Origin of the sequence: Nonomuraea sp. NPDC048882 (assembly GCF_040649755.1) — a bacterium.
Taxonomy (GTDB): domain Bacteria; phylum Actinomycetota; class Actinomycetes; order Streptosporangiales; family Streptosporangiaceae; genus Nonomuraea; species Nonomuraea maheshkhaliensis.
Genome location: NZ_JBEZGB010000001.1, coordinates 240,487 through 265,610 on the forward strand (window position 1 = coordinate 240,487; position 25,124 = coordinate 265,610).

The window sequence follows — 25,124 nt, forward strand, 5'->3', positions numbered from 1 at the left end:
TTCGATCCGATGATGTTCGTTGGACTCGGCGGCACCGGCTGCCGGGTCGGGGTGGAGTTGGAACGCTGGCTGCGCGACGAGCTGTGCGGCCCTGACGGCATGGACCTGATCAGGAACTTCAGCTGGCAGAACTACCAGCCGTACGAGCTGCCCTCCTGCCTGCAGTTCGTCTACGTCGACCTCAACGAGGACGAGCTGAACCGCACCCGGCGGCGGGTGGTGCCGACCGAGAAGGAGTTCCCCGCGGCGGCCCGCACCGCCCATCTGATCCACGACGTGGTGCCGAAGTTCGACTCCTACCCGGAGGTGGCCCGCAGCCTGCGGGCCACGCTGGGCGACCACGTGAAGGACTGGCTGCCGCCGCGCGAGCAGGAGCCGCTGGTGGCGCCGCTGATGCGGGGCGCGGGCCAGCTGCCCACGGTGGCCAGGGCGGCCCTGTTCGAGCGGATGCGGCACGGCGTCGGGCCGGTCATCCAGGGCGTCGAGGACGCCATCGGCGCGATCAGCAACTCCGGCGGCGAGCTGGCCGCGCTCGGCGGCCGGCTGCGGCGGCGCTGCGACGTGTTCGTGGCCTACTCGGTCGCGGGCGGCACCGGCAGCGGCATCTTCTACGACTACCTGCACCTCATCGGCGACGCCTTCGCCCGCAGCGGCATCAGGGCGCGCATCCACCCGCTGGTCGTCATGCCGTCGGCGTTCACCGAGGGCAAGGGCGGCGGGCGCCGGGCCAGGCTCAACGCCGGTTCGAGCCTGCTGGACCTGTTCCGGCTGGTGGACGACCAGAACGCGCCGCACGCGGGCACGCAGGTGGACGAGCAGGGCATCGTCGGCGAGCTGGGCGTGCGCTACCCCACCAGGGGTGACGTGCGGCTGGCGACCGGCACGGTGCAGACCGCGTTCCTGTTCACGATGCCACCCGGCGTCCAGCGCGACGACCTGCACCGCTCGATCGCCTCGCTGGTCGTCTCGCTGGCCGGCACCCGGCCGAGCACCGCGGCCGATGCCGCCGGCGGCATGGAGGACCGGGGAGAGTCGTCCTTCGCCGACGACTTCATCAACCGAGCCGTTGAGCGCGATGTGCCCGCGGCCTCCGGCATCGGCAACCGGGGCGTCTCGACGGCCTTCGTCTCCTCCATGACCGTGCCCGTGGAGGAACTGGCCGACCTGGTCAGCTCCCGGCTGCTGGCCCGCGCGGTGACACAGCTCGACGCCGTGCCGCCGGGCGCGGCCGAGACCAACGTGGACGAGATCCGCCGCATGTTCACCACCACCAACCTGGAGCCGCTGCACACCCGCGCGCCGCTGCCGCCGCCCGAGGCCCGCCCGGCCACGGGCGCGGCCGACATCCAGAAGTCGCTGGCCAACCGGATGCGGGAGATGCAGGACAACCTCGTCTCCCTCGAACGGGCGCTCAGCCGCAGCGTGCCGCTCATGGCCCAGGAGATGGACGTGCGCAGGGGCGCGATGGAGGGGCTCGGCCACGTCGACCCGTTCCGGCTGCGGCGTGTGGTGGTCGGCCTGCCCGGCGACGTGCACGAGGCCGACCGGCTGGGCTTCGCCGGGCTGCTCGACCACCGCAGGGCGCAGCCGCGCAAGCCGTTCGAGGGCATGAGCGAGGCTCCCCCGCAGCCCGGGCCGATGCGCGACCGGCTGCTGCGCAAGGTGCAGTGGTCCGACCCCGTGGTGCAGGCCTGGCTCGCCGCTCAGGACGCCTGGTACCTGTGGAGCAGCCAAGCGCTCTGGCACCGGGCCTGGGCCGACCAGATGCCCCGCTGGGAGCCGCGGCGCAAGCAGCTCCTGCGCGAGGTGCGCGAGTTCACCCAGGTGTTCGTGGAGCACGCCGAGAACGACCCCGAGCGGTTCGCCCGCCGGGCGGGCGAGCTGTACGAGACGCGCGTGGGCGTCTACCACCTGCTGCCGCCCGCCGGGGCGGAGGCGTTCTACGACGCGGTCGTACGCCGCTTCGTGGACGTCTTCGTCGCCCGGCAGATGCTGCGCCCGACCGACACGGAGGCCGGCGTGGTCAACGCGCTGATCGGCCCCGAGGGCTGGCGGCACGCCTACGACCTGGCCTGGCGTACGGGCACGCCGGCCGACGCGCTCAACTGGGTGCGCGAGCGGCTCAAGCTGGAGGTCAAGAAGCTGTTCAAGGATCGCGACGAGGCGTCCGCGCTGGGCGAGCAGCCGCTGCTGCCCTCGCTGGCCGACATCCTGGCCCAGGCCGCCACGGGCGGCGGCGACGACCCGCAGGTGCGGCAGTTCCAGCTCAAGCTGGCCGACCTGGTGCCGGGCGGCTTCACCCCCGACGGCACGGGCGAGCTGAAGGTGCTGGTCTCCTACCCGGCGCCGGCCAAGGACCTCAACCTGGAGCGGTTCCTGCGCGACCGGATCGACCTGCCGGGCACGCCCGACTACCGCAACATCGACGCCGACTCGGTCACCGTCGTGCAGCTGCGCACCTCGATGAGCGTCACCCAGGTGCGCGAGCTGCGCGAGGTGCTGCACAGCTGGGCCGAGGCGCTGCACGACGAGCGCCCGCAGGACTACCTGAAGTGGCGCCAGCGGCTCGGCTACGACTTCGGCTACCTGGCCACCACCGAGGAGCACCGCGTGCGCATCCTGCACCGGCTGCTCTGCCTGCTGTGGAACGGGCAGGTCAGCGTGGTCGAGGGCGAGACGAGCTCGCCGGCGCGGATCAGGATCGACATCGAGGGCGGCTCGATGACGCTGCCGCTCACCGGGTACGGCAAGGCGTCGTCGTGGCCGAGCATGTTGCGCGCGTACGAGCAGTGGGTGCTCAGCGGCGACGAGGAGTTCCGCAGCCTGATCAGCGCGCAGCTCATGGACGCCACGCCGAACGGCCTGGCCGGCACGCTCAGCCTGCCCCATCCGCTCTACCACGAGGTCACCCGCATGGCCGCGGACCAGCTCGGCCTGCTGGAGATCATGGCGCCCAAGCTGCCCTCGGGCGCCCGCAACCGGGCCGACCAGCTGATCGCCTTCTGGGCGCACACCCTGCCGTCCGCGCTGGACCTGCCGTTCGAACGGGTCGCCGAGGCCGTCGCCTACAACCTGCGCGACCTGGACGCGCTCGTCGAGGAGTGAGCATGGTCGTCGTGCTCGACCTGCGCAAGGGTGAGCCGGACCGGCTCGGCGCCCGGGTCCTGGTGGTCGCCGACACCGAGCGGCTGGCCGCCGGTCAGCGGGTGCTCCAGGACGTGTTCAGCTCGCGCCTGGTCCGGTCGGTGCTCGTCGTGGCGGTGGGGCCGCAGCTGCGGCTGCCGCCGGCGCTGGACGGCGAGCGCCGGCGGGTGCTGTGGGTGGGCGACCCGCGCGGCATCCTCTGGGACGCCGACACCGGCGAGGCGGCGCTCGGGCCCGAGGTCAGCTCCGAGGCCATCCTCATCGACCTGCTCAGCCAGCCCGAGGTGTTCGACGAGGTGGTCTCGGGGCTGGGCGACATCCCGTACGGCACCGCCTCCCCGGGATGGCGCATCGTGGCCGGGCGGATCGACCCCGAGGTGCTCTCCCAGGCGTTCCGCGAGGTCTCCGAGCGCTTCCGCGGGCCCGCCCAGCAGGACACGGCCACCTTCAGCTCGCCGCTGGCCACCGCGCTGCCGGTGCTCAGCGGCACCGTCGACCTGCCCGCCGACCTGCTCGACCCGCTCGTCCCCGACGGCCCGCTCGACCGGATGCACCGCCGCGCGGCCGAGCAGATCGACCGGGCGGCCAGAGCGCTGGAGGAGCTGAGCTACTTCAGCCCCGCCCCCGCGCGGGCGGCCATCGTCGGCGAGGTGATCGCGGCGGGCAAGGCGCTGGCCGAGTTCCGCGACACGGTCGCGCGGCTGTTCGCCGACGTCGACCACTCCGACGAGGGCGCGAAGGAGACGCTGGCCGCGCACGGCGTCAAGTTCGCCACCCCGGCCGGCATGGGCGCCACCGAGATCGTCGCCGAGCTGCGCGCGGACGTGGAGTCGGCGCTGGCCGAGCGCAGGAGCCTGACGCGGCTGGTGTCCCGGCTGCGCCTGCTGGCCGACCACAGCGCGCCGATCGGCAGCGCCGCCTTCGTCGCCGACCTGTGGCGGATCTGCCCCGACGAGCTGCTCAACGCGCTCCACGCGCCCGCCGACTTCCCCGCCACGCTGCTCGACCGGTTCGTCTTCTGGCGGCATTCGCGGGCGTGGTGGCGCGAGCAGCTGTCGCTCGGCCCGGCCCGTACGGCGCTGGACGAGCTGCGTTCACGCCTGGAACGGGTGGCGGCCAGCGAGTGGATGCTCGGCCAGGCCCGTACGCACACCTCCGACGCCGCCCGCACCCTGGCGGCGGCGCTGAACGACGCCTGCGGGCAGGTGGCGGGGACGCTGATGGACTGGAGCCGGGCCGAGGCCGGCCAGGCCGCCGCCAGCCCGGCGCTGGACGAGGAGGTCACCGTGCGCCTGCGCGACCGGGGCGGCCAGCTGCGCGAGGTGATCACCGGTGACCTGCTGGACGCGGTGACGGGCTGGCTGGAGCCCGGCTGGACCGCACTCGAACACGGCGGCTACCGCGACGTCCAGGCCGGGCTGGATCGCCGGATCGACGAGACGCTCCGGCAGTACCGCTACCACCTGGTCCACCGGGGCGTGCAGGAGCGGCCCGACTTCGGCACCGGCGACGCGGGCCGCCAGGAGCTCGTGGACGCGGTGTGGCGGCAGTCCCAGCAGGTGGTGCGGGCGCTGCGGGCGCAGCCGGGCGGCCAGATGTTGCAGCTGTGCGGCGACCGCGACCTCGCGGTGCTGCTGCGGCAGGCGTCCGCGGTGCGGTTCGCGCCCAGGGCGGTCAGGGGCCAGGGCAACCCGCCCGGCGTCGTGTGGACCAGGTCCGGCCAGTACGCCGGCACCCTGCGGCTGGTGCCGCTGCGGCCGGGGACGGTGGAGGAGAACTGGAGTGGGGATGGAACCTGAGCCGCTGAGCTTCAACACCCCTGAGGGCGATCCGGTGACCTGGGAGGTGGAGGCGGAGCCGTGGCACGACCCGTTCGAACGCCGGCTCACCCTCGTCGTCCAGGGCACCCGCCTCGTGCAGCGGCGGGTCCCGCGCGCCGAGGGCCGTGACCGCGAATACCTCTACGACCTGCTGGAGAACGAGGCCCGCATGGGCGCCAGGCTGCTCACCCGGCTGCGCGGGGACTACCCGCCCGAGCTGCCCCGGCTGCTCGGCTACAGCCTCGACGCGGAGGAGCCGTTCGTGCTCCTGTCGGACCGCAGGGGCGAGCCGGTCACCCGGTACTACGGCGCGCTGCTGATCGCCGAGCAGCGGGGGCTGCAGGTCAGCCTCTTCCGCGCCGTGCGCATCCTGTCGGCCTGCGGCATCGTGCACCGGCGCATCGACCCGTCCACCGTGCGCTGGGACGGGACCACCGTGCAGCTCACCGACCTCAGCCACGCCACCCTGGCCGGCACCCGGCGGCTGCGCCTGGGCGAGGCCCCCTACGCCTCCCCGGCGCAGCGCGAGGGGGTGGGCGTGGCCTCCACCTCCGACGACCTCTGGAGCGCGGGCATGGTGCTCTACCGGACGATCACCGGCCGCGACGTGGCCGACCGGCCCGACCTCGCCGCCACCCCGGCGCTGCAGGCCGTCCACGACGTCTTCTCCGGCGCCCCTCCCACGGCCGGCGAGGTGCTGGCCCGGCTGCGGGCGCCCGACCCGATGCAGTCCATTCCCGTGGAGCAGGATCTGGCGCTGGAGGAGGGCCGGGTCGCCTTCGACCGGGCCCGCGAGGCGCGGCGCGATCCCTCTGACGCCACCGCCGCCTCGGCCGCCCCGGCCTTCGACGACCGCACGCGCGTCCAGCCGGCGCCGACCGGCGACGAGCCGCGGCGCACCTGGCTGACCCGCTGGCTGCCGCTGGCCGTGCTGCTCGTCCTGCTCCTCGTCCTGTGGCTGTTGGCATCCTCCTCCGCCTGAAGGCGGGGATTCCAACGACAACTACCCCACGAGGAGGAGGTCGTGTTGAGGTTCGCGGTTCACCGGCCCGCCCAGCGGCGAGCCTCCCCGCGCGGCGACGGCATGCCCTGCCGCCGTATCCCTGATGTTCTGGGCCGCGTTGACGTCGGCGTTGTCCTGATGCCCGCAGGCGAGGCAGCGGAATCGAGATTGGCTCTGTCTCGACTCCGCCGCGCGATGCCCGCAGGCGTTGCAGGTCTGCGAGGTGAAACACGGGTCGATCGTGCGGACACGGCCGGGAGCTTTGTGTTCCAGCCGCTCGACCAGCCGTCCCCAGCCGGCGGCCAGGACACCCCGGTTGAGCCCGGCCTTCTGGCGCACGTTGCGGCCCGGCGCATCGAGCGTCCCCTTGGCCGAACGGGTCATACCGACGATCTTCAGGTCCTCGACGGCGATCACATCGAAGCGGCGGGCCAGATGGGTGGAGGTCTTCTCCACCCAGCCCTTGCGGCGGTCGGTTTCGCGGGCCTTCAGCCGGGCGACGGCCGCCTTGACCTTGGCCCTGCGGCTGGATCCGCGCTGTGCCCTGGCCAGCCTGCGCGAACCCGCCCGCAACCACGCGAACTCCGCCCGAGCCTCCGTCAACTGACGGCACTGCTCGGCGAAACCCGGCGCGCCCTTACAGCCCGGCTTCCAGCGCGCGTGCTGCTCCACCGCCAGATTCCACACGAAACGGGCATGCCCGCAATGCTCCAGCAGCACCCGCTCCTGCGCAGGCGTGGGCTGAAGCCGATAGCGAGACACGCCGATCAATCTACCGATCAACACCGACAGAACCGGGAGACAGAAGTGCCCCACCGTTACGCGTTTCCTCCCCGCCCTGAAGGAACGGAGCTTTCACCCTGCTGGTACATGGTGAACCGGTGATCCTCTGCCCGATCTGCCTGCACGAGTTCGACTGGAGCGAGGACGAGCTCTACGAGCGCACCCCCGCGGGCCGCTACCAGCCGCTCTCCCTGGAGAACGTGACCGGGGCCCGCCGCGAGGACCTGCTGCGGGCCGCCCACGTGCGCTGCCCGGCCCCCGTCGCCGACCCGGGCCTCGAACACCACCTGCCCTACACCTACGTCCGGCACGGCAGGCCGCTGGTGATCGGCCTGGTCGGCGGGCCTGAGACGGGTAAGACGCACCTGCTGGCCTCGATGATCGGGGCCATCGAGCAGGGCGGGCTGCGTCCGTACGGGCTGACCACGGACGCCGTGGACATCGAGCGGCACGCCCAGTACGTCGACTCCTACGTCAACCCGCTGGTCGTCGAGCGGGAGGCCCTGTCGCGCACCGCCCACAGGTCCACCGCGGAACCCGTTGACGCGCTGCTGGTCAACGACGGCACGCACACCACGGCGGTGGCCTTCTTCGACATCGCCGGCGAGCAGTTGCGCAGCGCCACGCACGAGGCGACCAGGTTCGTGCCCGCCGTCGGCGGGCTGCTCTTCGTGATCGACGCCGCCACCAGGTCGGCCAGGCTGGGCGACGACTCCTTCCGCGCCGTGCTGGACCGGCTGCCCAAGTCGGGCGGGCGGCTCGACGTCCCGGCCGTCATCGCGGTCACCAAGAGCGACGCCGTACGCTTCCAGGACCCGGTCGACACCTGGCTGTACGCCGACCCCGACCGGCTCGACCCGGCCGACGTCCTGAAGGAGAGCAGGGACGTCTACGCCTTCCTGCACCGGCGGGGCGCGCAGGCGTGGCTCAGCCCGTACGACAAGTGCCGCAAGTGCACCCTGCACTTCGTCTCGGCCACGGGAGGCACCGCGGCCGACGGGCGCTTCCCCAGGGGCGTGCGCCCGCGGCGCGTCCTTTCGCCCCTGATCTCGCTGTTCGCCATGACCGGCGTCCTGCGCGGCTATCCCGAGGTGGGGACATGATGGGGCGTTATTCGAGCATCGACTGGATCCAGTTCGAATGGGACAACAAGCGCACGGGTCTCGGTCCCGTCCGCTCCTCCCTGCCGGAGACCGCGGGCTGGTACCACCAGCTCGGGCCCTGGCTCGACCCAGGGCCCGCGCCCGGCGTCAGCGTCTGCCGGCTCGTGGTGGACGGCCGGGTGGTGGTGCTCGCCCGGACGCGGACCGGCGGGTCGGACAGCAGGCGGACCATCCAGGTGCAGGCGTACCTCGGCGGCTCGGCCTCGCTGCCCTCGCCGATGCCGAACGTGCGCCAGGCGCTCGCGCTGGCTCCCGGCTGGGCCTCGCTGCTGCCCGCCGACGACGTGCCGCTCGACCTGGCCCGGATGATCGAGCCGTACTCCGAGGCGGGGGCGGCGCTCGACCGGCAGGCGCGGGCCGGGGCGGCGGCGCTCGCGCCGATCGTCTCCGAGGCGCTGCGCTCCCGGGGCAGGACCGCCCTGTCGGTGGCGTCGGGCGGGGACGCCGTCGTGCAGCTGTGGGGGCTGGTGGACATCCTGGACCTGCTGCTGGGGCACTATCCCGAGACGTTCTCCACGTACGAGAGCGACGATCTGCAGCAGGGGGCCGAGGTCGTCTTCCTCCAGGGCTGGCCGGGGCCGTCGTCGCGGGCCTCACGCCGGGCGCGGGTCGATCTGCGGGCGCCGGACCAGGCCGACCGGTACGGGGACATCGCGGCGATGGCGGTGGCGGCGTACGCGCGCAAGCAGCTGGTGGCGGTGATCAGGAGGGCGGGGATCACGGACGCGACGCCGGTGGAGGAGCGCATCCGGCTGCTGGAGACCGTCACCTACGACCCGGCGACCACCGACCGGTCCGAACCCGCGACACCCACGCGCCGCGCCGACCCGGCGACGCCCGCAGGTGGGGGCGCGTCGGCGGACACGTGGGCGCCCCGGCCGCCGGCGCGTGAGAGCCCGTACCCGGCGACGCGGACACCGGCCTCCGGCGCGCCCTCTTCGCCGCCTTCGGCCGGTTCGGCCGCTTCGTCTCCCCCGGCATCGGCCCCGGCTTCGTCACCGTCGCAGCCGGCGTCCCGGCCCGCGGCCGCCCGGTCCCAGCCGGCGCGAGCCGCCCGGTCCGGCGACGCCGAGCCCAGGAAGGTCCCGGCGACGAGCCCGCCGGAGGCCCAGACGGAGGCCCAGACGGAGGCCCAGACGGAGGCCCAGACGGAGGCCCAGACGGAGGCCCAGACGGAGGCCCAGACGGAGGCCCGGCAGCAGGAGAAGCGGGCGCAGGGGGCGCGGGGGCCGGCCGGGCGGGACGTCTTCGAGCTCTTCCAGGCCGACCTGGCCGAGGCGAGGACCGTCAAGGAGGCCATGGAGATCCTCACCGACGTCCGCGTCTGGACGGCCACCCGCCAGCCCTCGGAGGTGCGCAACCGGATCCCCGACCTGATCCCCGATCTGGAGCGCCTGCTGCCCGACAACCACATCAACCCGATCCTGCGCGACCTGCTGACCCCGGACGCCCCGCAGAAGAAGGGCCGCGGTGGGTCCGACTGGCTCGAACCCCGGTGGCTCATGGTCGCGGTGGCGCTGGCGCTCGTGCTCGTTCTCCAGATCGTTATCCTGTTCCGCTGACGCGAGTCCCCGGACTCCCCCGTAATCCCGCGTATTCCCCGTATTCCCGCGTGGCGGGGGGCGGTCACGGGGCCGAGAACCCACGAGTGAATCTTCAAATACCGTCACTGTCGGTGAGAGATGGGCAGTTACGGTCACGAACCGTATGTTGACAAAGAGTCAACCCACCATTCGCGATGAATCTTCGCATCTCTACCTTGAAGTACATCTGCCCCGTAGGCATAGTGGAGCAACCACAGGCGCACTCGGTCGTGGCGGGCAACCTCGGGGGGCGGAACCAAGGTCCACGACCGCCCAGCGACGCGCGTCACACGTCGAGAATTGGACACAAGGATGAGCTCGCCCCCGCCGATCCGTACGAAGCTGCTCAGGATCCTCCTGCTTCCGCTGGTCTCCATGGTGGCCCTCTGGGGGTTCATCGCCTACTCCAGCGTCGAAGAGATCATCACGGTGTCGCAGAACCAGAACCGGTGGGAGGCCATCGGTGAGCCGGTGCTGCAACTGATCGTCGAGCTGCAGAAGGAGCGCCAGCTCTCGGCGGAGGCGCCGGACGGCACCGCGGACTTCCGGCCGCTGGCCGACCAGCGGCGGATCACCGACACCCAGGTGACGCGGTTGCGTGAGATCATCGCCACCGTGGACGTGGACGGTGACGACAGCGAGACCCCGGCCCAGGTCCAGAGCATGGTGCAGGCGCTCGACGGACTGCAGGCGCTGCGGGCCTCGGCCGACGGAGGCGTGCTGGCGCCGCCGCTGACGATCATCCAGGCGTACGACAACCTGATCGCCACCGCCAACCGCCAGTTCACCGACCGCGACGCGCTGAGCGACGTGTCGTCCTTCCGCGGGGTGCGCGGCATGGCCGCCTTCTCCGCCACGGCCGAATACCTCGGCCGCGAGCACGCCGTGCTCACCACCACGATCGTGCACCGCAACATGACCCCCGCCGACCGAGGCGCGTTCGTGGCCGCGACGACCGCCCGCCGGCTCGTCTTCGCCAACGCCGAGCGTGACGCGGGGCCCGAGCTGCGCGCCGACTACGACCGGCTGGTGGCCAGCGAGCCGTACAAGCGGCTGGTCGCCGTCGAGGACATCCTGTTCAGCTGGGACACCGACGGCGCTCCGCCGGTCGACCCGGCCGCGTGGCGCAGGGACACCGAGGCGATCATCGGCGGGATCAACCGGGACACCCAGACCGAGCTGGCCAGGGTCGCGGCCGAGGCCGAGGCGCAGAAGACCGGGGCGTACTGGCGGATCGGCGTGGTCCTGCTGATCGGGCTGGCCGTGGTCGTCGCGTCGCTGACACTGTCGTACCGGTTCGGGCGTTCGCTGATCGACGAGCTCATGCGACTGCAGGGCTCCGCGGTCGAGCTGGCCGAGCAGCGGCTGCCGCGGCTGGTCGAGCGGCTGCGCCGGGGCGAGGACGTGGACCCGGCCACCGAGGCGCCGGGCCTGCCACCGGCCGAGACCGCCGAGGTCGACCGGGTGGTGCACGCCTTCTCCGCCGTACGCCGCACCGCGGTCGAGGCGGCCGTGGGCCAGGCCGCCCTGCGCAAGGGCGTCGGCCAGGTCTTCCTCAACCTCGCCCGGCGCAACCAGGCGCTGCTGCACCGCCAGCTCGCGCTCCTGGACACCATGGAGCGGCGGGTGGACGAGCCCCAGGTGCTGGAGGACCTGTTCAAGCTCGACCACCTGACCACCCGCATGCGGCGGCACGCGGAGAACCTGATCATCATGTCCGACTCCTCCCCCGCCCGCCGCTGGCGCGACCCCGTGCCGGTGTTCGACGTGGTGCGCGCGGCGGTGCTGGAGGTCGAGGACTACACCCGCGTCACGGTCACCCCCATGCCGAACGCGCCGCTGCTGCTCGGCGCCGCGGTCACCGACGTCATCCACCTGATCGCCGAGCTGGTCGAGAACGCGACCGTCTTCTCCCCGCCCAACACGACCGTGCACGTGCGCGGTGTGACGGCGGCCAACGGGCTCGCCCTGGAGGTCGAGGACCGGGGCCTGGGCCTGAACGACGCCGTGCTCAGCGAGCTGAACGCGCGGCTGGCCGACGTGCCCGAGTTCGACCTGGCCGACACCGACCGGCTCGGGCTGTTCGTGGTGTCCCGGCTCGCGGCCCGGCACGGGATCAAGATCGTGCTGCGGCGGTCGCCGTACGACGGGACCACCGCGATCGTGCTGCTGCCCGCCACCCTGCTCGCCGGCGCCGAGCCGCCGGCCATCGCCGCCGCTCCCGGCACCGGCCGGCCGGTGCGGGCGCTGAGCATGGCGCCGTCGGACGGGCGGGGGCGCGGGGTGACGATCGCGCCGGAGCCGGACCGCGCGACCTGGTTCGAGGCGGCTCCGGTGAACCCGCCGCATCCGGCGGAGTCCGGCCCGGTGCTCACGACCGGCCCGATCAGCGTCGCCGACGCCCTGCGCGCCGCCGACCCGCTCAGGGCCAGCGACCCGATGCGCACCGACCCGCCGGCGACCTCCGACCGGCCCCGCCCGGCCGACCCCGGCCCCGCCGCCCCTGGCGGCGCGGACCCGGCGCGGGCCACCGGCCCGACTGGAATGGCCGGGGCCGGGGAGTTCGGGAACGGCTCCGTTCCCGCGCGCGGCCCGGCTCCCGGAAACGCCACCGAGCAGCCGCGCAGGCCCGTTCACGGCCGGGTGCCGGGCAATGCGACCGTGCCTCCTCAAGGCGGACCTGGAGGCGGCGACGGCCCCTCCAGGACCGCCGGCCCGCCCACCGGCTGGAGCGTCACCGTTCCCGCCCAGGAGGCGGATGAAGATCTCGACGGCCTGCCGATGCGGATCCCGCAGGCAAGCCTCGCTCCCCAGTTGCGCGTCGACGCCCGCCCCGAACGCGGGGCACGGGCCGGACGCTCGCCTGAGGAGCTCGCACAGCTCATGTCGTCCATGCAACGGGGCTGGCAGCAAGGGCGCCGCCAGGCCAAGCAGGAGCGAGACATGCAGAACGGAAAGGACGACCAACCCCATGCCTGACCCCAGAAGTGAACTGAGCTGGCTGCTCGACGACCTCATCCAGCGCGTCCCCGGTGTCCGGCACGCCATCGTGCTGTCCGCCGACGGGCTGTCCATGGGCAGTTCCCGCGCGCTGACCAGAGAGGACGCCGAGCACTTGTCCGCCATCTCCGCCGGCAGCCACAGCCTCGCCATGGGAGCGGGGCGGCACTTCGGCATGGGCGGCGTACGGCAGACGATCATCGAGATGGACGAGGGCTTCCTGTTCGTCACCGCCGCCGGTCAGGGCGCCCGGCTCGCCGTGATCGCCACGGCCGACGCCGAGCTGGGCATGGTCACGTACGAGATGGCCCTGATGGTCAAGCGGGTAGGCGAGCACCTTTCCGCGCACCCGAGGGGAGCGGCACCGGCACCGGCCTGGAACGGCGTGAGACCATGACCGGGGAGGATCCCGGGCCGCTGATCCGGCTCTTCGGGCTGACCGGCGGCCGGGCGCGGCCGCAGGGGGAGGCGTTCGACCTGGTGGCCATCGTCACGACGGCCGCCGACGCCGGCGATCCCACGGACCTGATCCCCGAGCATCGCGCCGTGCTGGCCCTGTGCCGCAGGCCGACACCTGTCGCGGATGTCGCGGCGCACCTCAGGCTGCCGCTGAACATCACCCGGGTGATCCTGGGCGACCTGCGGGGCGAGGGGCTGGTCACCATCGACCGGCCGCGCCCCGCCGCCCAGACGATCGATGAACGCATCTACAGGGAAGTGCTGCATGGACTACGCAGCCTCTGAGCCGGGGACGACCGCGGTCGCCTCGGCCTTGGCCATCAAGATCCTCATCGCGGGCGGCTTCGGTGTCGGCAAGACGACCCTGGTCGGCACGATCAGCGAGATCCGGCCGCTGCACACGGAGGAACTGCTGAGCGACCGGGGCATCGGCGTGGACGACACCTCGGGCGTGGAGTCGAAGACCACCACGACGGTGGCTTTGGACTTCGGCCGCATCACCATCAGGGAAGGGCTGTGGCTCTACCTGTTCGGGACGCCCGGGCAGGACCGGTTCTGGTTCATGTGGGACGAACTGGCGCTGGGGGCGCTCGGCGCGGTCGTGCTCGCCGACACCCGGCGGCTGCAGGACTGCTTCCCCGCGGTGGACTATTTCGAGCAGCGCGGGATCCCGTTCGTGGTGGCGGTGAACTGCTTCGACGGCGCCCGCCGGTACGATCCTGGCAAGGTACGGCGGGCGCTGGGGCTGAACGAGGTCATCCCGATCGTGCTGTGCGACGTACGGCAGCGCGCGTCGGTCAGGGACGTGCTGACGACGCTGGTCACGTACGCGGTGAAGGGCCTCGGCGCCGGGGTCGGCTGAGCGCGGTTCCCGCGCGAGCCGGGGTCACCGGCTGAGCGGGCACCTGTGTGAGCGGGGGGGCACCGGCTGAACGGGGCGACTGCCCGATCCAGGGTCAGCGGCTGAGTGCGGCGGCGCGCAGTGCCTGGGCGAGCCGGGCGACGGGTTCGGGCAGCGGGCCCGGCAGCCTGGCCAGCAGGAGGCGGCGCTGCTCCCTCGGCCCCCCGCGTACGGGCAGGACCCGGACGCCGGGCGGCACGACGGCGGCGAGCATGGCGGGCACCGTGGTCAGCCCGCAGCCGGCCGCCACGAGGCTGAGCTTGGCCAGCCAGTCGCGGGCGGAATGGGCGATCTCCGGGCGCTCGTCGAGGCCCGGCCACGCGCCCATGCCGGTGCTGTCGCCCGCCCCTCCGGTGGCCGCGCTGCCTGGACCGGCGATCCAGCGCTGCCCGTGCAGGTCGGCGGCGTCGATGTAGTCGCCGCGGGCGAGGGGATGGGTGTCAGGAACGGCCACCCGCAGGGCACGCTCGGTGAGGGTACACACCTCCAGCGCGGGCGTCTCGGCGTCCGGCGGCCGGAACGGCGGCGCGGAGCCGAGCAGCGCCAGATCGAGCGCGCCGGCGCGCAGGGCGCGGACGAGCGCGGGCGAGCCGCCCTCCCGTGTGGTGACGGTGATCCCGGGATGGCTCTCGCGCAGGGCGGCGAGCGCGCGTGGCACCAGGACGGCGCCCGCGCTGGCGAACCAGCCGAGGCGGACCGTGCCGAGATCGCCGGGCAGGCCGGCCAGCTCGCGTGCGCCCGCGTCGACCTGGTCGACGACCACGGCCGCGTGGCGCAGCACGACCCGGCCCGCCGGGGTCAGCCGGACGCCGTCGTGGCGGCGTTCGAGGAGGGGCGCGCCCGCGGCGCGTTCGAGCGAGGAGATCTGGCGAGAGACGGCGGACTGCGTGTAGCCGAGGGCGGAGGCCGCCGCGGTGAGCGTGCCGCGCTCGGCCACCTCGCGGAACACCCGCAGGGCGGTGAGCGAGGCATCGGTGAGGGCCATGACGATTACGCATACCACAGGTGATGAACTCTCGTTGGACGCATGCCCTCCTGTGTCCTTAGCTTGTCCACCATGACGCGAACCACAACGAAACCCCCCAGGGTCGCCCTGGTCACCGGCGCGACGCAGGGCCTCGGCCTGGCCCTGGTCGAAGGGCTGGCCCGCCGCCTGACCCCGGCCGACACCGTCTACCTGACCGGCCGCGACGCCGGCCGGGTCGCCGCGGCCGCCGAGCGCCTGTCCAGGGAGGTCGGTACGGGGGCTCGCGTGCGCGGCGAGCTGTTCGACGTCACCGGGCAGGAGACGGCCGCGCGGCTGGCCGACCGGCTCAGAGAACGGCACGGCGGCGTGGACGTCGTGTTCGGCAACGCCGTCATGCGCATCGGCCCGGGCGACGACCCGCGCACCCTGATGGACGAGTACACCGAGGTGAGCAACTTCGGCACCACCCGGCTGCTGCGCGCCTTCGGCCCCCTGGTGCGGGACGGCGGGCGGCTGATCGTGGTGGCCAGCTCCCTGGGCACGCTGCACCACCTGGCGCCTGTGCTGCACCGCCACTTCGACGGACTGACGTCGCTGGAGGAGGTGGACAAGCAGGTGGCGGCCTGGCGCGACGCCGTCAAGGACGGGAGTGCCCGGGCCGGCGCGTGGCCCGCCTTCGTCAACATCCCCGCCAAGATCGCCCAGGTGGCCGCCGTACGGGCTTTCGCCGGCCTGCGTCGAGCCGAGGACGCCCGGCGGGGCATCCTGGTGGCCGCCGTCTGCCCCGGCATGATCAACACGCCGACCTCGGGCCTGTGGTGGGACGTCTCCGCCGCCGCCTCCCCCGCCCGGGCCGCCGGGCCCCTGCTCGACCTGGCCCTGGACCCGGTCGATCCGGCCCATTACGGGCAGCTCGTCCGCTACGGCAAGGTCCTGCCATGGAGCCCGTGAGCCGCAGGACGGCTCCTCCGCGCCCCCGCGGCCGCCGAACCGGTACCGCTCACAGGTAGGGGCCCGCGCCCGGACCGGCCGGCGGGCGGTCCTGGGGGCCGGTGGGCGGCGGGCCGGCCAGTTGCTGGAAGCTCAACCCGATCTTGATGCCCTGGAAGACGCCCTCCAGCCAACCGACGAGCTGGCTCTGCGCGATCCGGATCTCCGCCTGGCTGAGCACCTCGGACGACGGGGGCAGCAGGCGTTCGAGCTCGTCCCTCAGCTCCGGCGCGACCGCCTCGCCGATCTCCTCGACCACCCGCGCGTGGATGTGCCGTAGCTGGTCGCGGGCGTGCTCGTCGAGGGAGAGCCCGCGGGCCTCGTCCAGCAGCGAGCGCGCCATGGTGCTCACGCGCAGCAGTCTGGCCGGCTCCTTCACGCGCCCGAGCTCGGCCTGCGCAGCCTCGCGCGCGTCGGCAGGCCGGGCAAGCCCGCCCGGCCTGTCCGGCGGGCCGGGAACAGGTGCTGATGTCATGTCGGCGTCCTGTGGGTCGCTGATCGCTCGCAAGCGCGGTCACGAAGGACCCTGCCCACGTACGCGCCGCTCACGCCACGTGATCGTCAGCCGACTCTGCGCGCGTCGCCCCTGACTCCCGCGCGCTCGGCTCGCTCGGCCTCCAGCCGGCCGATCCTGCTCGGTCCCGCCGCGCCGGCGCCCGCGAGGCAGGTGGGCGCCACCTGCTTCATGGTGCCGGTGTGGACGAGCGCGTCGGCGACGTACCATTCCCGGTCCCTGTGGATCTTGTCCCACAGCCGGGTCGGCCCGTACAGCCCGACGATCTCCTCACGGGCGATCTGGCAGGAGATCCGCACCGTGGTGCCGTTCCGCAGCTGGCCGACGATCGCGTACGCGGTGCTCGGGCCCGTGCGGATGTTGAGCATCCGGCCGTCGGTCGCGACCGTCCCGTACTCGGCAGCGAGCGCGGGCGGCGCCGCGATCACTCCGGCGAGCAGGGCCGCCACCGCCGCGGTCCCGGCGACCCGGGCGGCCCGCCACGACCTCGCAGTACCCATCGGACGACTCCTCTCCAGTCCTCCACCATCGACACTCCGATCATTGACTCTCATCAACAAGTCCGTCATGTCGGCAAAAGGCACCACAGGGCGCTGTCCCCCATCCGGCCCGCGCCGCCCGACGGCGTGACCGCCACCGTGGTGCCTCGGTCCGCGCATCAGGCCTCAGGTGAGGCCGATCAGGTCGGTGTAGCCGTCGTCCCACAGGTCTTCGAGCCCGTCGGGCAGCAGCAGCACCCGGTCGGGCCGCAGCGCGTCCACGGTCTCCGGATCGTGCGTGACCATGATCACGGCCCCGCGATAGGCGCCCACGGCGGCCAGCACCTCCGCCTTGGACGCCGGATCGAGGTTGTTGGTGGGCTCGTCGAGCAGCAGCACGTTGGCCCGGGAGCTGACCAGCCCGGCCAGCGCCAGCCGGGTCTTCTCGCCGCCCGACAGCACCCCGACGGGTTTGTCCACGTCGTCGCCCCCGAACAGGAACGACCCCAGCACCGTCCGTACCTCCCCGTCGCTCAGCTGCGGGGCGGCCTCGGTCAGGTGCCGGCCGACCGTGCAGGCGGGGTCCAGGGTGTCGTGCTCCTGGGCGAAGTAGCCGAGCCGCAGCCCGTGGCCGGGCACGACTCTTCCTGAGTCGGGCCGCTCGTGCCCGGCCAGCAGCTTGAGCAGCGTGGTCTTGCCCGCGCCGTTGGGGCCGAGCACCACCAGCCTGCTGCCCCGGTCGACGGCCAGGTCGATGCCGTCCAGCACCGGCACGCCCCCGTACGACTTGGTCAGGCTGATCGCGCCGAGTGGCATCCGGCCGCTGGGGGCCGGGTCGGGCAGCCGCACGCGGGCCACCTTCTCGGCGCGGCGGACCGGCCGCGTGCCTGCGAGCATGCGGTCGGCGCGGCGGGCCATGTCCCTGGCGCGGACCGCGGTGGCGGACCTGGCCCGCATGCGGTCGGCCTGCGTCCGCAGCGCGGCGGCCTTGCGCTCGGCGGCGGCCCGCAGGCGTGTCCTGCGCCGCTCGTCGGCCTCGCGGTCGGCCAGGTACGCGTGCCAGCCGGTGTTGTGCACCTCAAGCGCGCCCTGCTCCACGTGCCAGACCCGGTTGATCACGTCGGCCAGCAGGCCGGTGTCGTGGCTGATGAGCACCAGCCCGCCGGAGTAGCCCGTCAGGTAGGAGCGCAGCCAGGCGACGGAGTCGCCGTCGAGGTGGTTGGTGGGCTCGTCGAGCAGCATGACGCCGGGCTCGCCGAAGAGCACCCTGGCCAGCTCGACCCGGCGCCGCTGCCCGCCGGACAACGTGCCCAGCCGCCGGTCGAGCAGGCGGTCGGGCAGGCCGAGCCCGGCGGCCACGCGAGCGGCGCCCGCCTCGGCCGCGTATCCGCCCCGGGCCTGGAACTCGGCCTCGGCGGCGGCGTAGCGGGCCATCGAGCGTTCGTCGCCCGACTCGGCCAGCGCGCTCTCGGCGGCCCGCAGGTCACGCAGGGCCAGGTCGAGGCCGCGGGCCGACAGGACGCGGTCGATGACGGTGAGGGAGGGGTCGGCGGCGGCCGGGTCCTGCGGCAGGTAGCCGATCGGGCCGGTGCGCACGATCTCGCCGGTGGCGGGCTGGAGCCCCCCGGCGAGGATCTTCATCAGGGTGGTCTTGCCGGCGCCGTTGCGGCCGACGAGGCCGACGCGGTCGCCGGGGGCGACGTGGGCGGTGACGCCCGACATGAGGAGGCCGGCGCCGGCGCGCACGACGATGTCACGGAAGGTCAGCATGGGATCTCGCTCCGGAACTACTAGAGGACACACGGGTGGCGGGGAGGCGTGTGTCCTGGCTAGGAGGTTCGGGGCGTAGACATGCCGTCAGTGTACGGACGGGCCGCGACGGCCCGCCACGCGATTTTCGTCAACGGTGCCCGTGCACCGCCCGGTCCGCGCCGGCGAGGATGGCGCCGTACTGGATGGCCACCAGGTGCCGGATTGGGATCGTCTCGTCGGCCGCGTCCGCCTCGGCCTCCGCGCACCACCGGTCGTACGTCTCCGCCAGCTCCCGCGCGCCGTCACGGACGGCCCGGGTGCCGTTGCCCACGGCCAGCTCGCCCTCAAGGGTGCGCAGCAGCATGCCGCCGAAGCGCAGCCGGACGCTGTGCACGGTGTCCCGGCAGGAGGCCAGCTCGGCGACCGTGGCGGGCCGCTCGTGCTCGGGCGCCCCGGCCCGGCCGCTGTGGGTGTCGGCCATCCCGGCCACCATGGGGATGAAGCACCGGCTGGCGCGCAGGAACGGCGAGCCGGTGACCAGGTCGGGCGTGACCGCCGACAGCACCCGTTCGAGCACGTCGGAGGTGTCCCGCAGCTCGGCCGCGTGCGCGTGCAGCAGGTCGCGGTAGCGGGTGGACGTCGGCGTGGTGTCGTCGGCGGCGGCGTCGGTCCAGTAGGGGATCTCGGCCGTCAGGCCCAGCGTGCCGTACTTCTTGATGTAGGAGTCGCTGGCGGCGCCGCCGATGTGCTCGACGGGGTCCTGGCCGAGCGCCTCGAAGTAGTCGTAGGCGTCCTCCATCGTCGGGGTCAGGTAGACGGCCTGCTCCAGCTGCTTGACCGACGGGTGCTCGGGCTCCCCCGCGTGCAGCGGCACGCCGTACCGGCCGGGCAGGGTTTTGAGCACGTCCTGGAGCTCGGGTTCCGGGCGGTTGAGGTAGTAGAAGACGCCGCCGGACTCGCCGTTGTGCAGCGTGGTCATGAACGCCGGCCGGACGTCGTCGATCAGCCGCATCAGCGCCAGCGTCTCGGGGAGCACGCGGTCGAAGTAGGCCCTCTTGTACGCGAACGGGAACGTCCACTCGACCTGCTCGTCACCGGCCGGCCGGTAGAAGTGCCTGCCGTAGTGGGTCTTGGTGAAGGGCCCGGCGAACCAGCCCTCGTTCAGCCGGGTGCCGTCCGGGTCGAGGCAGCCCACGATGTGCCAGGTCAGGCCGGTGGCGCGGCGCAGCTCCGCGTCCCGGCACAGGCGGCCGGCGAGGTGGGTGACGGTCAGGCCGCCGATGGGCTCGTTGGGGTGCGGCCCGGCGGCCACGATGGCGTGGCGGGGGCCGTCGCCGACGGTGAGGCAGAGCATGGGGTCGCCGAGCCGGGAGGTGCCGACGCGGCGTAGCGTGGCCACGTCGGGATGGCCGGCGGCGAGCCCGGCGAGGTGGTCGTGCACCTCGTCCACGGTGGCGAACCGGTCGAAGTCGGGAACGGTGTCGAGTTCTTCATCAAGGCGGTCGAGCACATCCCAGTGTGCGCATGACCGGCGCTGGTCGGCATCGTGGAGAAGCTCAAGGTCAAGCCCTGCTCCTTGTGGTCACCGTCAATGGTTGAATAAGGGCGCTCGTCGCGATAAGGAGTGGAATGTCGGTATTTGACCTGGCTGCTGGTCCGGTGCCCGACGCCTCGATGACGATCCCGTACCACCCGCCGCTGCGGCTCGTGCTCGAAACCCTGGGCGGCGACGCGCTCTCCGCCGCCTACGTGCCCGACGGAGCCGCGATCACGCTCGGCGAGCCCATCGTGCACGACCCCGACGACCCCCTCGACGAACGGCCCGGCGGCGTGCTGCTCGCCGTGGGCGCGCGGGTGGCCGACCCGGCCACCCACGACCTGCTGCGCCGAGCGGCCCGCCTGGAATACCACGCCGTGGTCGTCAAGGACAGGGGCGCCGACCTGGCCCCGCTCATCGAGTCGGCGCGGGCGGCCGGCATCGCGCTGCTCATCGCGCCGGAGGACCTGCCGTGGCGCCAGCTCGACGCGCTGCTGACGGCGGCGGTCTCCGGCCCCGGCGCCCCGGCCACCACCTATTCGAGCGTCGCCATCGGCGACCTGTTCGCGCTGGCCAACGCCATCGCCGCGACGATCGGCGGAGCCACCAGCGTCGAGGATCCGCAAGGTCACGTGCTGGCCTACTCCAACCTGCCCGGCCAGCAGATCGACGAGATCCGCCGGCAGGGCATCCTCGGGCGCAAGACGCCGCAGCGGCCGACCAACCGCAGCGAGTACACCCGCGTCTTCAAGGCCGGCGTGCCCGTGTGGTTCGAGAGCATGGGCCCGGGTCACATGCGCCGCCTGGCGACGGCGGTGCAGGCGGGGCCGCAGCTCCTCGGGTTCATCTGGATGCTCGACGGGGATCCGCCGCTGGTGCCCGACGCCGTACGGCTGCTGGAGGACGCGGGGCGGACGGCGGCGCTGCACCTGCTGCGTGCCCGCATCCCCAGCAACCCGCAGCGCTGGCACAGCTCCGAGACGCTGCGCGCGCTGCTCGACGGCGCCACCAGCGAGTCGGCCGCGGCCGTGCGGCTGGGCCTGCCGGCCGGGTCGCCGGTGTGCATCGTCGCCTTCGCGCCGGTGCACGGGCCGGCCGCCGAGGCGGGGACCGCGCTGGCGAGCATCGCCGACCTGGTCAGCCTGAGCTGCGAGTCCTGGCATCCGCAGGCCGTGTGCACGACGAGCTGGGGCCGGGTGTACGCGCTGCTGCCCGTCCCGCCGGGCACCCCCGCCGAGCGGCTGGTGCAGGTGGCGACCGGCGCGGCCGAGGCGGTGCGCAAGTCGATGCGGATCCCGCTGCACGCCGGCCTCGGCCCCGTGGTCGCGGGCCTGGGCGAGGCGCGTTCGTCCAGCAGGCTCGCCGAGCGCGTCCTGCGCGTGCTCGGCGAGACCTCGGCCGCCGCCGCGGCGGTCGCCACCGACGAGCAGGTACGCAGCCGCGTCGCCCTGTACGACCTGGCCGAGCGCGGCGGCGTGGCCGCCGAGCAGCTGCTGCTCCCGGTGCGCCGCATGCTCGACTCCGACAGGACCCAGTCCACCACGCACGCCGTCACCCTGCTCGCCTATCTCGACGCGTTCGGCGAGGCGGCCAGGGCGGCGGCCGAGCTGTCGGTGCACGAGAACACGCTGCGTTACCGGGTGCGCCGGCTGCAGGAGCTGTTCGAGGTCGATCTGGCCGACCCGGCCGAGCGGCTGGTGATCTGGCTCCAGCTGAGCCTGCTGCGGCTGCGCGGCGAGCTGTAGCGCGCCACAAGCGGACCACGAGCGGTGAGCTGTGGCGGCCCACAACGGGCGGCGGGTGAGATGTCCGGTTTCGACGATGAGGGCGCTCGGCCCCGGCCTCTAGCGTTCGTCGCATGCCTTCACTGCTGCTGCGCAACGCGCGGATCGGCCTGGGCGGCCCGATCCGCAACGTCCTGATCTCCGACGGCCGGATCACCGAGGTGACCACAGAGGTGCCCGCCGTCGAGCCGGCGGTCGAGTCGGTGGACGTGGCGGGCGGGACGTTGCTGCCCGGCCTGTGGGACTCGCACGTGCACATGCTGCAATGGGCGCAGATGCGGCGCCGGGTGGACGTCAGCGGCGCCCGTACCGCCAGGGAGGCCGTCGAGCTGGTGGTCCCGCACGACGGCTTCACCATCGGCTACGGCTTCCGCGACGGCCTGTGGCCGGACGCGCCGCACAAGTCGCTGCTGGAGGCGGCGGCGCCGGGCCGGCCCGTCGTGCTGCTCAGCAACGACCTGCACACCGGCTGGTTCAGCCCCGCCGCACTGGCCTCCATCGGCAGGGGCGAGCACGAGACGGGCGTGCTTCGCGAGCACGAGTGTTACGAGGCGATGGCCGCGCTGCCGCTGCCGCCCGAGCGGGAGCTCGACCGGTGGGTGGCCGAGGCGACCACGGCCGCGGCGGCGCGGGGCGTGGTCGGCGTGCTCGACTTCGAGTTCGCCGACAACGTCACCGACTGGAGCCGCCGGGTCGCCGAGCAGCGGATAGACGTGCGGGTCGCCTGCTCGATCCCGAAGGACCGGCTGGAGGAGGCCGTCAAGCGGGGCCTGCGCACCGGGGAGCCGGTCGCCGGGTCAGGCGGGCTGCTGGAGGTGGGCCCGGTGAAGATCTTCGTGGACGGCTCGCTCAACACCAGGACGGCCTACTGCGACGACCCGTACCCGGGCACCGGCGCCCGCGGCCTGCTGGAGACGCCGCCGGAGGAGCTGGCGAGCACGATGGGCCTGGCCTGGGCGCACGGCCTGCGTCCTGCCGTGCACGCGATCGGCGACCTGGCCACCAGCATCGCGCTGGACGCGTTCGAGCAGGTCGGCTGCCCCGGCCGGATCGAGCACGCGCAACTCCTGCGGCCGGGCGACTTCGCCAGGTTCGCCAGACCCGGGCTGGTCGCCGGCGTCCAGCCCGCGCACGCGCCCGACGATCGGGAGGTGGCCGAGCTGCACTGGCCGGGCCGCACCGGCCGCGCGTTCGCCTACGCCGGCCTGCTCGCCGCCGGCGCCACGCTCGAACTGGGCTCCGACGCGCCGGTGGCGCCGCTCGACCCCTGGGACGGCCTGGCCGCCGCGGTCGCCAGGACCGACGACGAGCGCGCGCCGTGGCATCCGGAGCAGGCCATCCCGCTGCCCGACGCGCTCGCGGCGGCGGCCAGGGGACGGCGCGGGATCCGCGCGGGCGACCCCGCCGACCTGGTGATCACCGCCGGTGACCCGGCCGAGGCCGACCCGGCCGCGCTGGGCGGCGTGGAGGTGCTGGGCACGCTGCTCGGCGGCCGGTGGACGTACCGGCAACACGGCTGAAACACGGGGTTGACGGCGCTGTTCCAGGTCACAAAGCCGCGGCGCCCGGTTGAACCATTCCAACAATGAACCGCAGGCAGTGCTGTGGGACGCTCGTCCCCAAGCACGGGCCCCCATCCACGGAGGTGTCAGCAGGTGTCCGTCAAGAAAGTTCTCGGAGCCGCCGCGTTGGCCGTCGCGCTGACGGCCTGTTCGGCCGGCTCCGGCGGAGCCGGCACCCCTCAAGGGGAGAAGTCCTTCTCGGTCGGCGTCACCACGTACTTCCTGTCCCACCTGACGCCCGGCAGGTCGGTGGCCAGCAACGTGGACTACGCCCTGTTCACGCCGCTGACCACGGTGGACGCGACCAGCGGCAAGGCCGTGAACGCCGTGGCCGAGTCGATCGAGACCGACGACAACGTGACCTGGACGATCAAGATCAAGCCGGGCTGGACGTTCCACAACGGCGAGCAGGTCACCGCGCAGTCGTTCGCCGACTCGTGGAACGCGACCGCGTACGCCCCCAACGCGTTCGAGAACAACTTCATGTTCGCGCCGTTCAAGGGCTACGCCGAGCTGAACCCGGCCGACGGCAAGCCGTCTGAGAAGACGCTGTCCGGGGTCGAGGTGGTCGATCCGGCCACGCTGAAGATCACGCTGGGCAAGCCGATGTCGCTGCTGCCGTACGTGCTGGCCCAGACGGCCTTCGCCCCCATGCCGAAGGCGGCCTTCTCCGACCTGGCCGGCTTCGACCGCAAGCCGATCGGCAACGGGCCGTACCAGTTGGACGGCGAGGGGCTGTCGGCCGGCGTGACGAAGGTCGCGCTGCGCAAGTTCGGCGCCTACAAGGGGCAGGCGGGCAACGCGGACCGGATCGAGGTCAAGTCGTACCAGGACGAGGGCGCGGCCTACCGCGACCTCCAGGCGGGCGCGCTCGACATCAGCCTGGTCACCGGCAACAACCTCACCGACGCCGCCGCCCGGTTCAAGGACCGGCTGGTGCGGGTGCCGTTCCCCGCGGTCATCTACCTGGGCTTCCCGCTGTGGGACAAGCGCTTCTCCGACCTGAAGGTACGCCAGGCGTTCGCCCACGCCATCGACCGCGAGACCATCGTCAAGTCGCTGCTGCGCGGCTTCGGCCAGCCCGCCAAGGGGCTGGCGGGGGCGAGCGTGCCGGGCGGCGGCGCGGCCGACTGCCCTGCCTGCACCTACGATCCGGCCAAGGCCAAGGCGTTGCTGGCCGAGGCCGGCGGCTGGAGCGGCCCGCTGAAGCTGTGGACGTACCAGGACCCGGTGAACACGGTGATCCTGGAGGCGGTCGGCAACCAGCTGCGGGCCAACCTCGGCATCGAGGCGGTGACGACGCAGACCCAGCCGGTCGACCAGCTCTACCCGAACCTGGCGGCGAAAAAGATCGACGGCCCGGTGCTGCTCTACATGGGCGCCGGCTACCCCCACCTGTACGCGCTGGCCGACCAGCTGTTCACCAAGACCTCGGCGTCGAACGTGACCGGCTACGACAGCCCCGAGTTCGCGAAGCTGATGGCCGACGCCGCGAAGGCGGGCCAGGACGAGGCGATGGGCCTGACCCAGCAGGCGGCCAAGGTCGCCATGGACGGGCTCCCGCTCACGCCGCTGTTCCAGCCCGTCGGCGGCCTGGCCTACTCCGCCAGGGTGAGCGGCGTGAAGCCGGAGTTCCTCGGCGCCGCGGTGCTGGCCGCGGTCAAGGTCGGCTGAGGCGGGGAC

Annotated in this window: 19 protein-coding genes; 13 read left to right on the plus strand and 6 right to left on the minus strand. The window is 73.2% G+C overall.

All coding sequences use genetic code 11. The features are described 5' to 3' along the window. Positions 1-9 precede the first annotated feature (9 nt). The 3 genes from AB0C27_RS01035 to AB0C27_RS01045 are packed head-to-tail and all read left to right on the plus strand — an operon-like array spanning position 10 to position 5,946. Positions 10-3,105: a tubulin-like doman-containing protein gene (locus AB0C27_RS01035; RefSeq protein WP_357835836.1), complete on the plus strand. Its 3,096-nt coding sequence runs from the start codon at positions 10-12 to the stop codon at positions 3,103-3,105. Positions 3,106-3,107: 2 nt separating this feature from the next. Next, complete coding sequence (locus tag AB0C27_RS01040) at positions 3,108-4,943, plus strand: hypothetical protein (protein WP_357835839.1); 1,836 nt, start codon at positions 3,108-3,110, stop codon at positions 4,941-4,943. Continuing rightward, positions 4,927-5,946: a hypothetical protein gene (locus AB0C27_RS01045; protein WP_357835842.1), complete on the plus strand. Its 1,020-nt coding sequence runs from the start codon at positions 4,927-4,929 to the stop codon at positions 5,944-5,946. The genes AB0C27_RS01040 and AB0C27_RS01045 overlap by 17 nt, the downstream gene beginning before the upstream one ends. 21 nt (positions 5,947-5,967) lie before the next feature. Here the strand turns inward: AB0C27_RS01045 and AB0C27_RS01050 are convergent, their stop codons facing one another. Next, on the minus strand, positions 5,968-6,729 hold the full coding sequence (locus AB0C27_RS01050) for an RNA-guided endonuclease TnpB family protein (protein ID WP_357835844.1): 762 nt from the start codon (positions 6,727-6,729) through the stop codon (positions 5,968-5,970). A gap of 119 nt (positions 6,730-6,848) precedes the next feature. Between AB0C27_RS01050 and AB0C27_RS01055 the strand changes: the two genes are divergently transcribed. From AB0C27_RS01055 to AB0C27_RS01080, 6 genes are all read left to right on the plus strand, one after another. Next, a complete protein-coding gene (locus AB0C27_RS01055) occupies positions 6,849-7,853 on the plus strand; it encodes a hypothetical protein (RefSeq protein ID WP_357835847.1) in 1,005 nt (334 codons plus the stop codon). After that, complete coding sequence (locus AB0C27_RS01060; protein WP_357835850.1) at positions 7,850-9,475, plus strand: hypothetical protein; 1,626 nt, start codon at positions 7,850-7,852, stop codon at positions 9,473-9,475. Before AB0C27_RS01055 ends, AB0C27_RS01060 begins: the two co-directional genes overlap by 4 nt. A 333-nt stretch (positions 9,476-9,808) precedes the next feature. Continuing rightward, a complete protein-coding gene (locus AB0C27_RS01065) occupies positions 9,809-12,475 on the plus strand; it encodes a nitrate- and nitrite sensing domain-containing protein (RefSeq protein ID WP_357835853.1) in 2,667 nt (888 codons plus the stop codon). After that, positions 12,468-12,893 carry a roadblock/LC7 domain-containing protein gene (locus tag AB0C27_RS01070; protein WP_106245737.1) on the plus strand — a complete coding sequence of 142 codons (426 nt, stop codon included), beginning with the start codon at positions 12,468-12,470 and terminating at the stop codon, positions 12,891-12,893. The genes AB0C27_RS01065 and AB0C27_RS01070 overlap by 8 nt, the downstream gene beginning before the upstream one ends. Next, positions 12,890-13,240: a DUF742 domain-containing protein gene (locus AB0C27_RS01075; RefSeq protein ID WP_346115520.1), complete on the plus strand. Its 351-nt coding sequence runs from the start codon at positions 12,890-12,892 to the stop codon at positions 13,238-13,240. Before AB0C27_RS01070 ends, AB0C27_RS01075 begins: the two co-directional genes overlap by 4 nt. Next, positions 13,221-13,817 (plus strand): ATP/GTP-binding protein, encoded by a 597-nt coding sequence (locus AB0C27_RS01080; RefSeq protein ID WP_357835856.1) that lies wholly within the window; start codon positions 13,221-13,223, stop codon positions 13,815-13,817. Before AB0C27_RS01075 ends, AB0C27_RS01080 begins: the two co-directional genes overlap by 20 nt. A gap of 94 nt (positions 13,818-13,911) precedes the next feature. Here AB0C27_RS01080 and AB0C27_RS01085 read toward each other — a convergent pair whose 3' ends face one another. Then, on the minus strand, positions 13,912-14,841 hold the full coding sequence (locus tag AB0C27_RS01085) for a LysR family transcriptional regulator (RefSeq protein WP_357835859.1): 930 nt from the start codon (positions 14,839-14,841) through the stop codon (positions 13,912-13,914). Between the two features lie 72 nt (positions 14,842-14,913). Between AB0C27_RS01085 and AB0C27_RS01090 the strand changes: the two genes are divergently transcribed. Then, positions 14,914-15,774, plus strand: a complete 861-nt coding sequence (locus AB0C27_RS01090) for an SDR family NAD(P)-dependent oxidoreductase (RefSeq protein ID WP_357835862.1) — start codon at positions 14,914-14,916, stop codon at positions 15,772-15,774. A 49-nt stretch (positions 15,775-15,823) separates the two neighbouring features. On the opposite strand, the gene AB0C27_RS01095 is transcribed toward AB0C27_RS01090, so the two are convergent. From AB0C27_RS01095 to AB0C27_RS01110, 4 genes are all read right to left on the minus strand, one after another. Then, the gene (locus tag AB0C27_RS01095) at positions 15,824-16,288 is read right to left on the minus strand and encodes a proteasome activator (protein ID WP_357835865.1); all 465 of its coding nucleotides are present in this window, start codon (positions 16,286-16,288) and stop codon (positions 15,824-15,826) included. 86 nt (positions 16,289-16,374) lie between these two features. Beyond that, the gene (locus AB0C27_RS01100) at positions 16,375-16,827 is read right to left on the minus strand and encodes an SH3 domain-containing protein (protein ID WP_357835868.1); all 453 of its coding nucleotides are present in this window, start codon (positions 16,825-16,827) and stop codon (positions 16,375-16,377) included. 165 nt (positions 16,828-16,992) lie between these two features. Further along, positions 16,993-18,576: an ABC-F family ATP-binding cassette domain-containing protein gene (locus tag AB0C27_RS01105; protein ID WP_357835871.1), complete on the minus strand. Its 1,584-nt coding sequence runs from the start codon at positions 18,574-18,576 to the stop codon at positions 16,993-16,995. 130 nt (positions 18,577-18,706) lie between these two features. Then, complete coding sequence (locus AB0C27_RS01110) at positions 18,707-20,068, minus strand: M14 family zinc carboxypeptidase (protein WP_357835874.1); 1,362 nt, start codon at positions 20,066-20,068, stop codon at positions 18,707-18,709. Positions 20,069-20,187: 119 nt separating this feature from the next. Here AB0C27_RS01110 and AB0C27_RS01115 point away from each other — a divergent pair, with 119 nt between their 5' ends. The 3 genes from AB0C27_RS01115 (at position 20,188) to AB0C27_RS01125 (ending at position 25,115) form a co-directional block, all read left to right on the plus strand. Then, positions 20,188-21,840, plus strand: coding sequence for a helix-turn-helix domain-containing protein (locus tag AB0C27_RS01115; RefSeq protein WP_357835877.1), 1,653 nt, complete (start codon positions 20,188-20,190; stop codon positions 21,838-21,840). 113 nt (positions 21,841-21,953) lie between these two features. Then, the gene (locus AB0C27_RS01120) at positions 21,954-23,399 is read left to right on the plus strand and encodes an amidohydrolase family protein (protein ID WP_357835880.1); all 1,446 of its coding nucleotides are present in this window, start codon (positions 21,954-21,956) and stop codon (positions 23,397-23,399) included. A gap of 135 nt (positions 23,400-23,534) precedes the next feature. After that, positions 23,535-25,115: an ABC transporter substrate-binding protein gene (locus AB0C27_RS01125; protein ID WP_357835883.1), complete on the plus strand. Its 1,581-nt coding sequence runs from the start codon at positions 23,535-23,537 to the stop codon at positions 25,113-25,115. Positions 25,116-25,124: the final 9 nt, after the last annotated feature.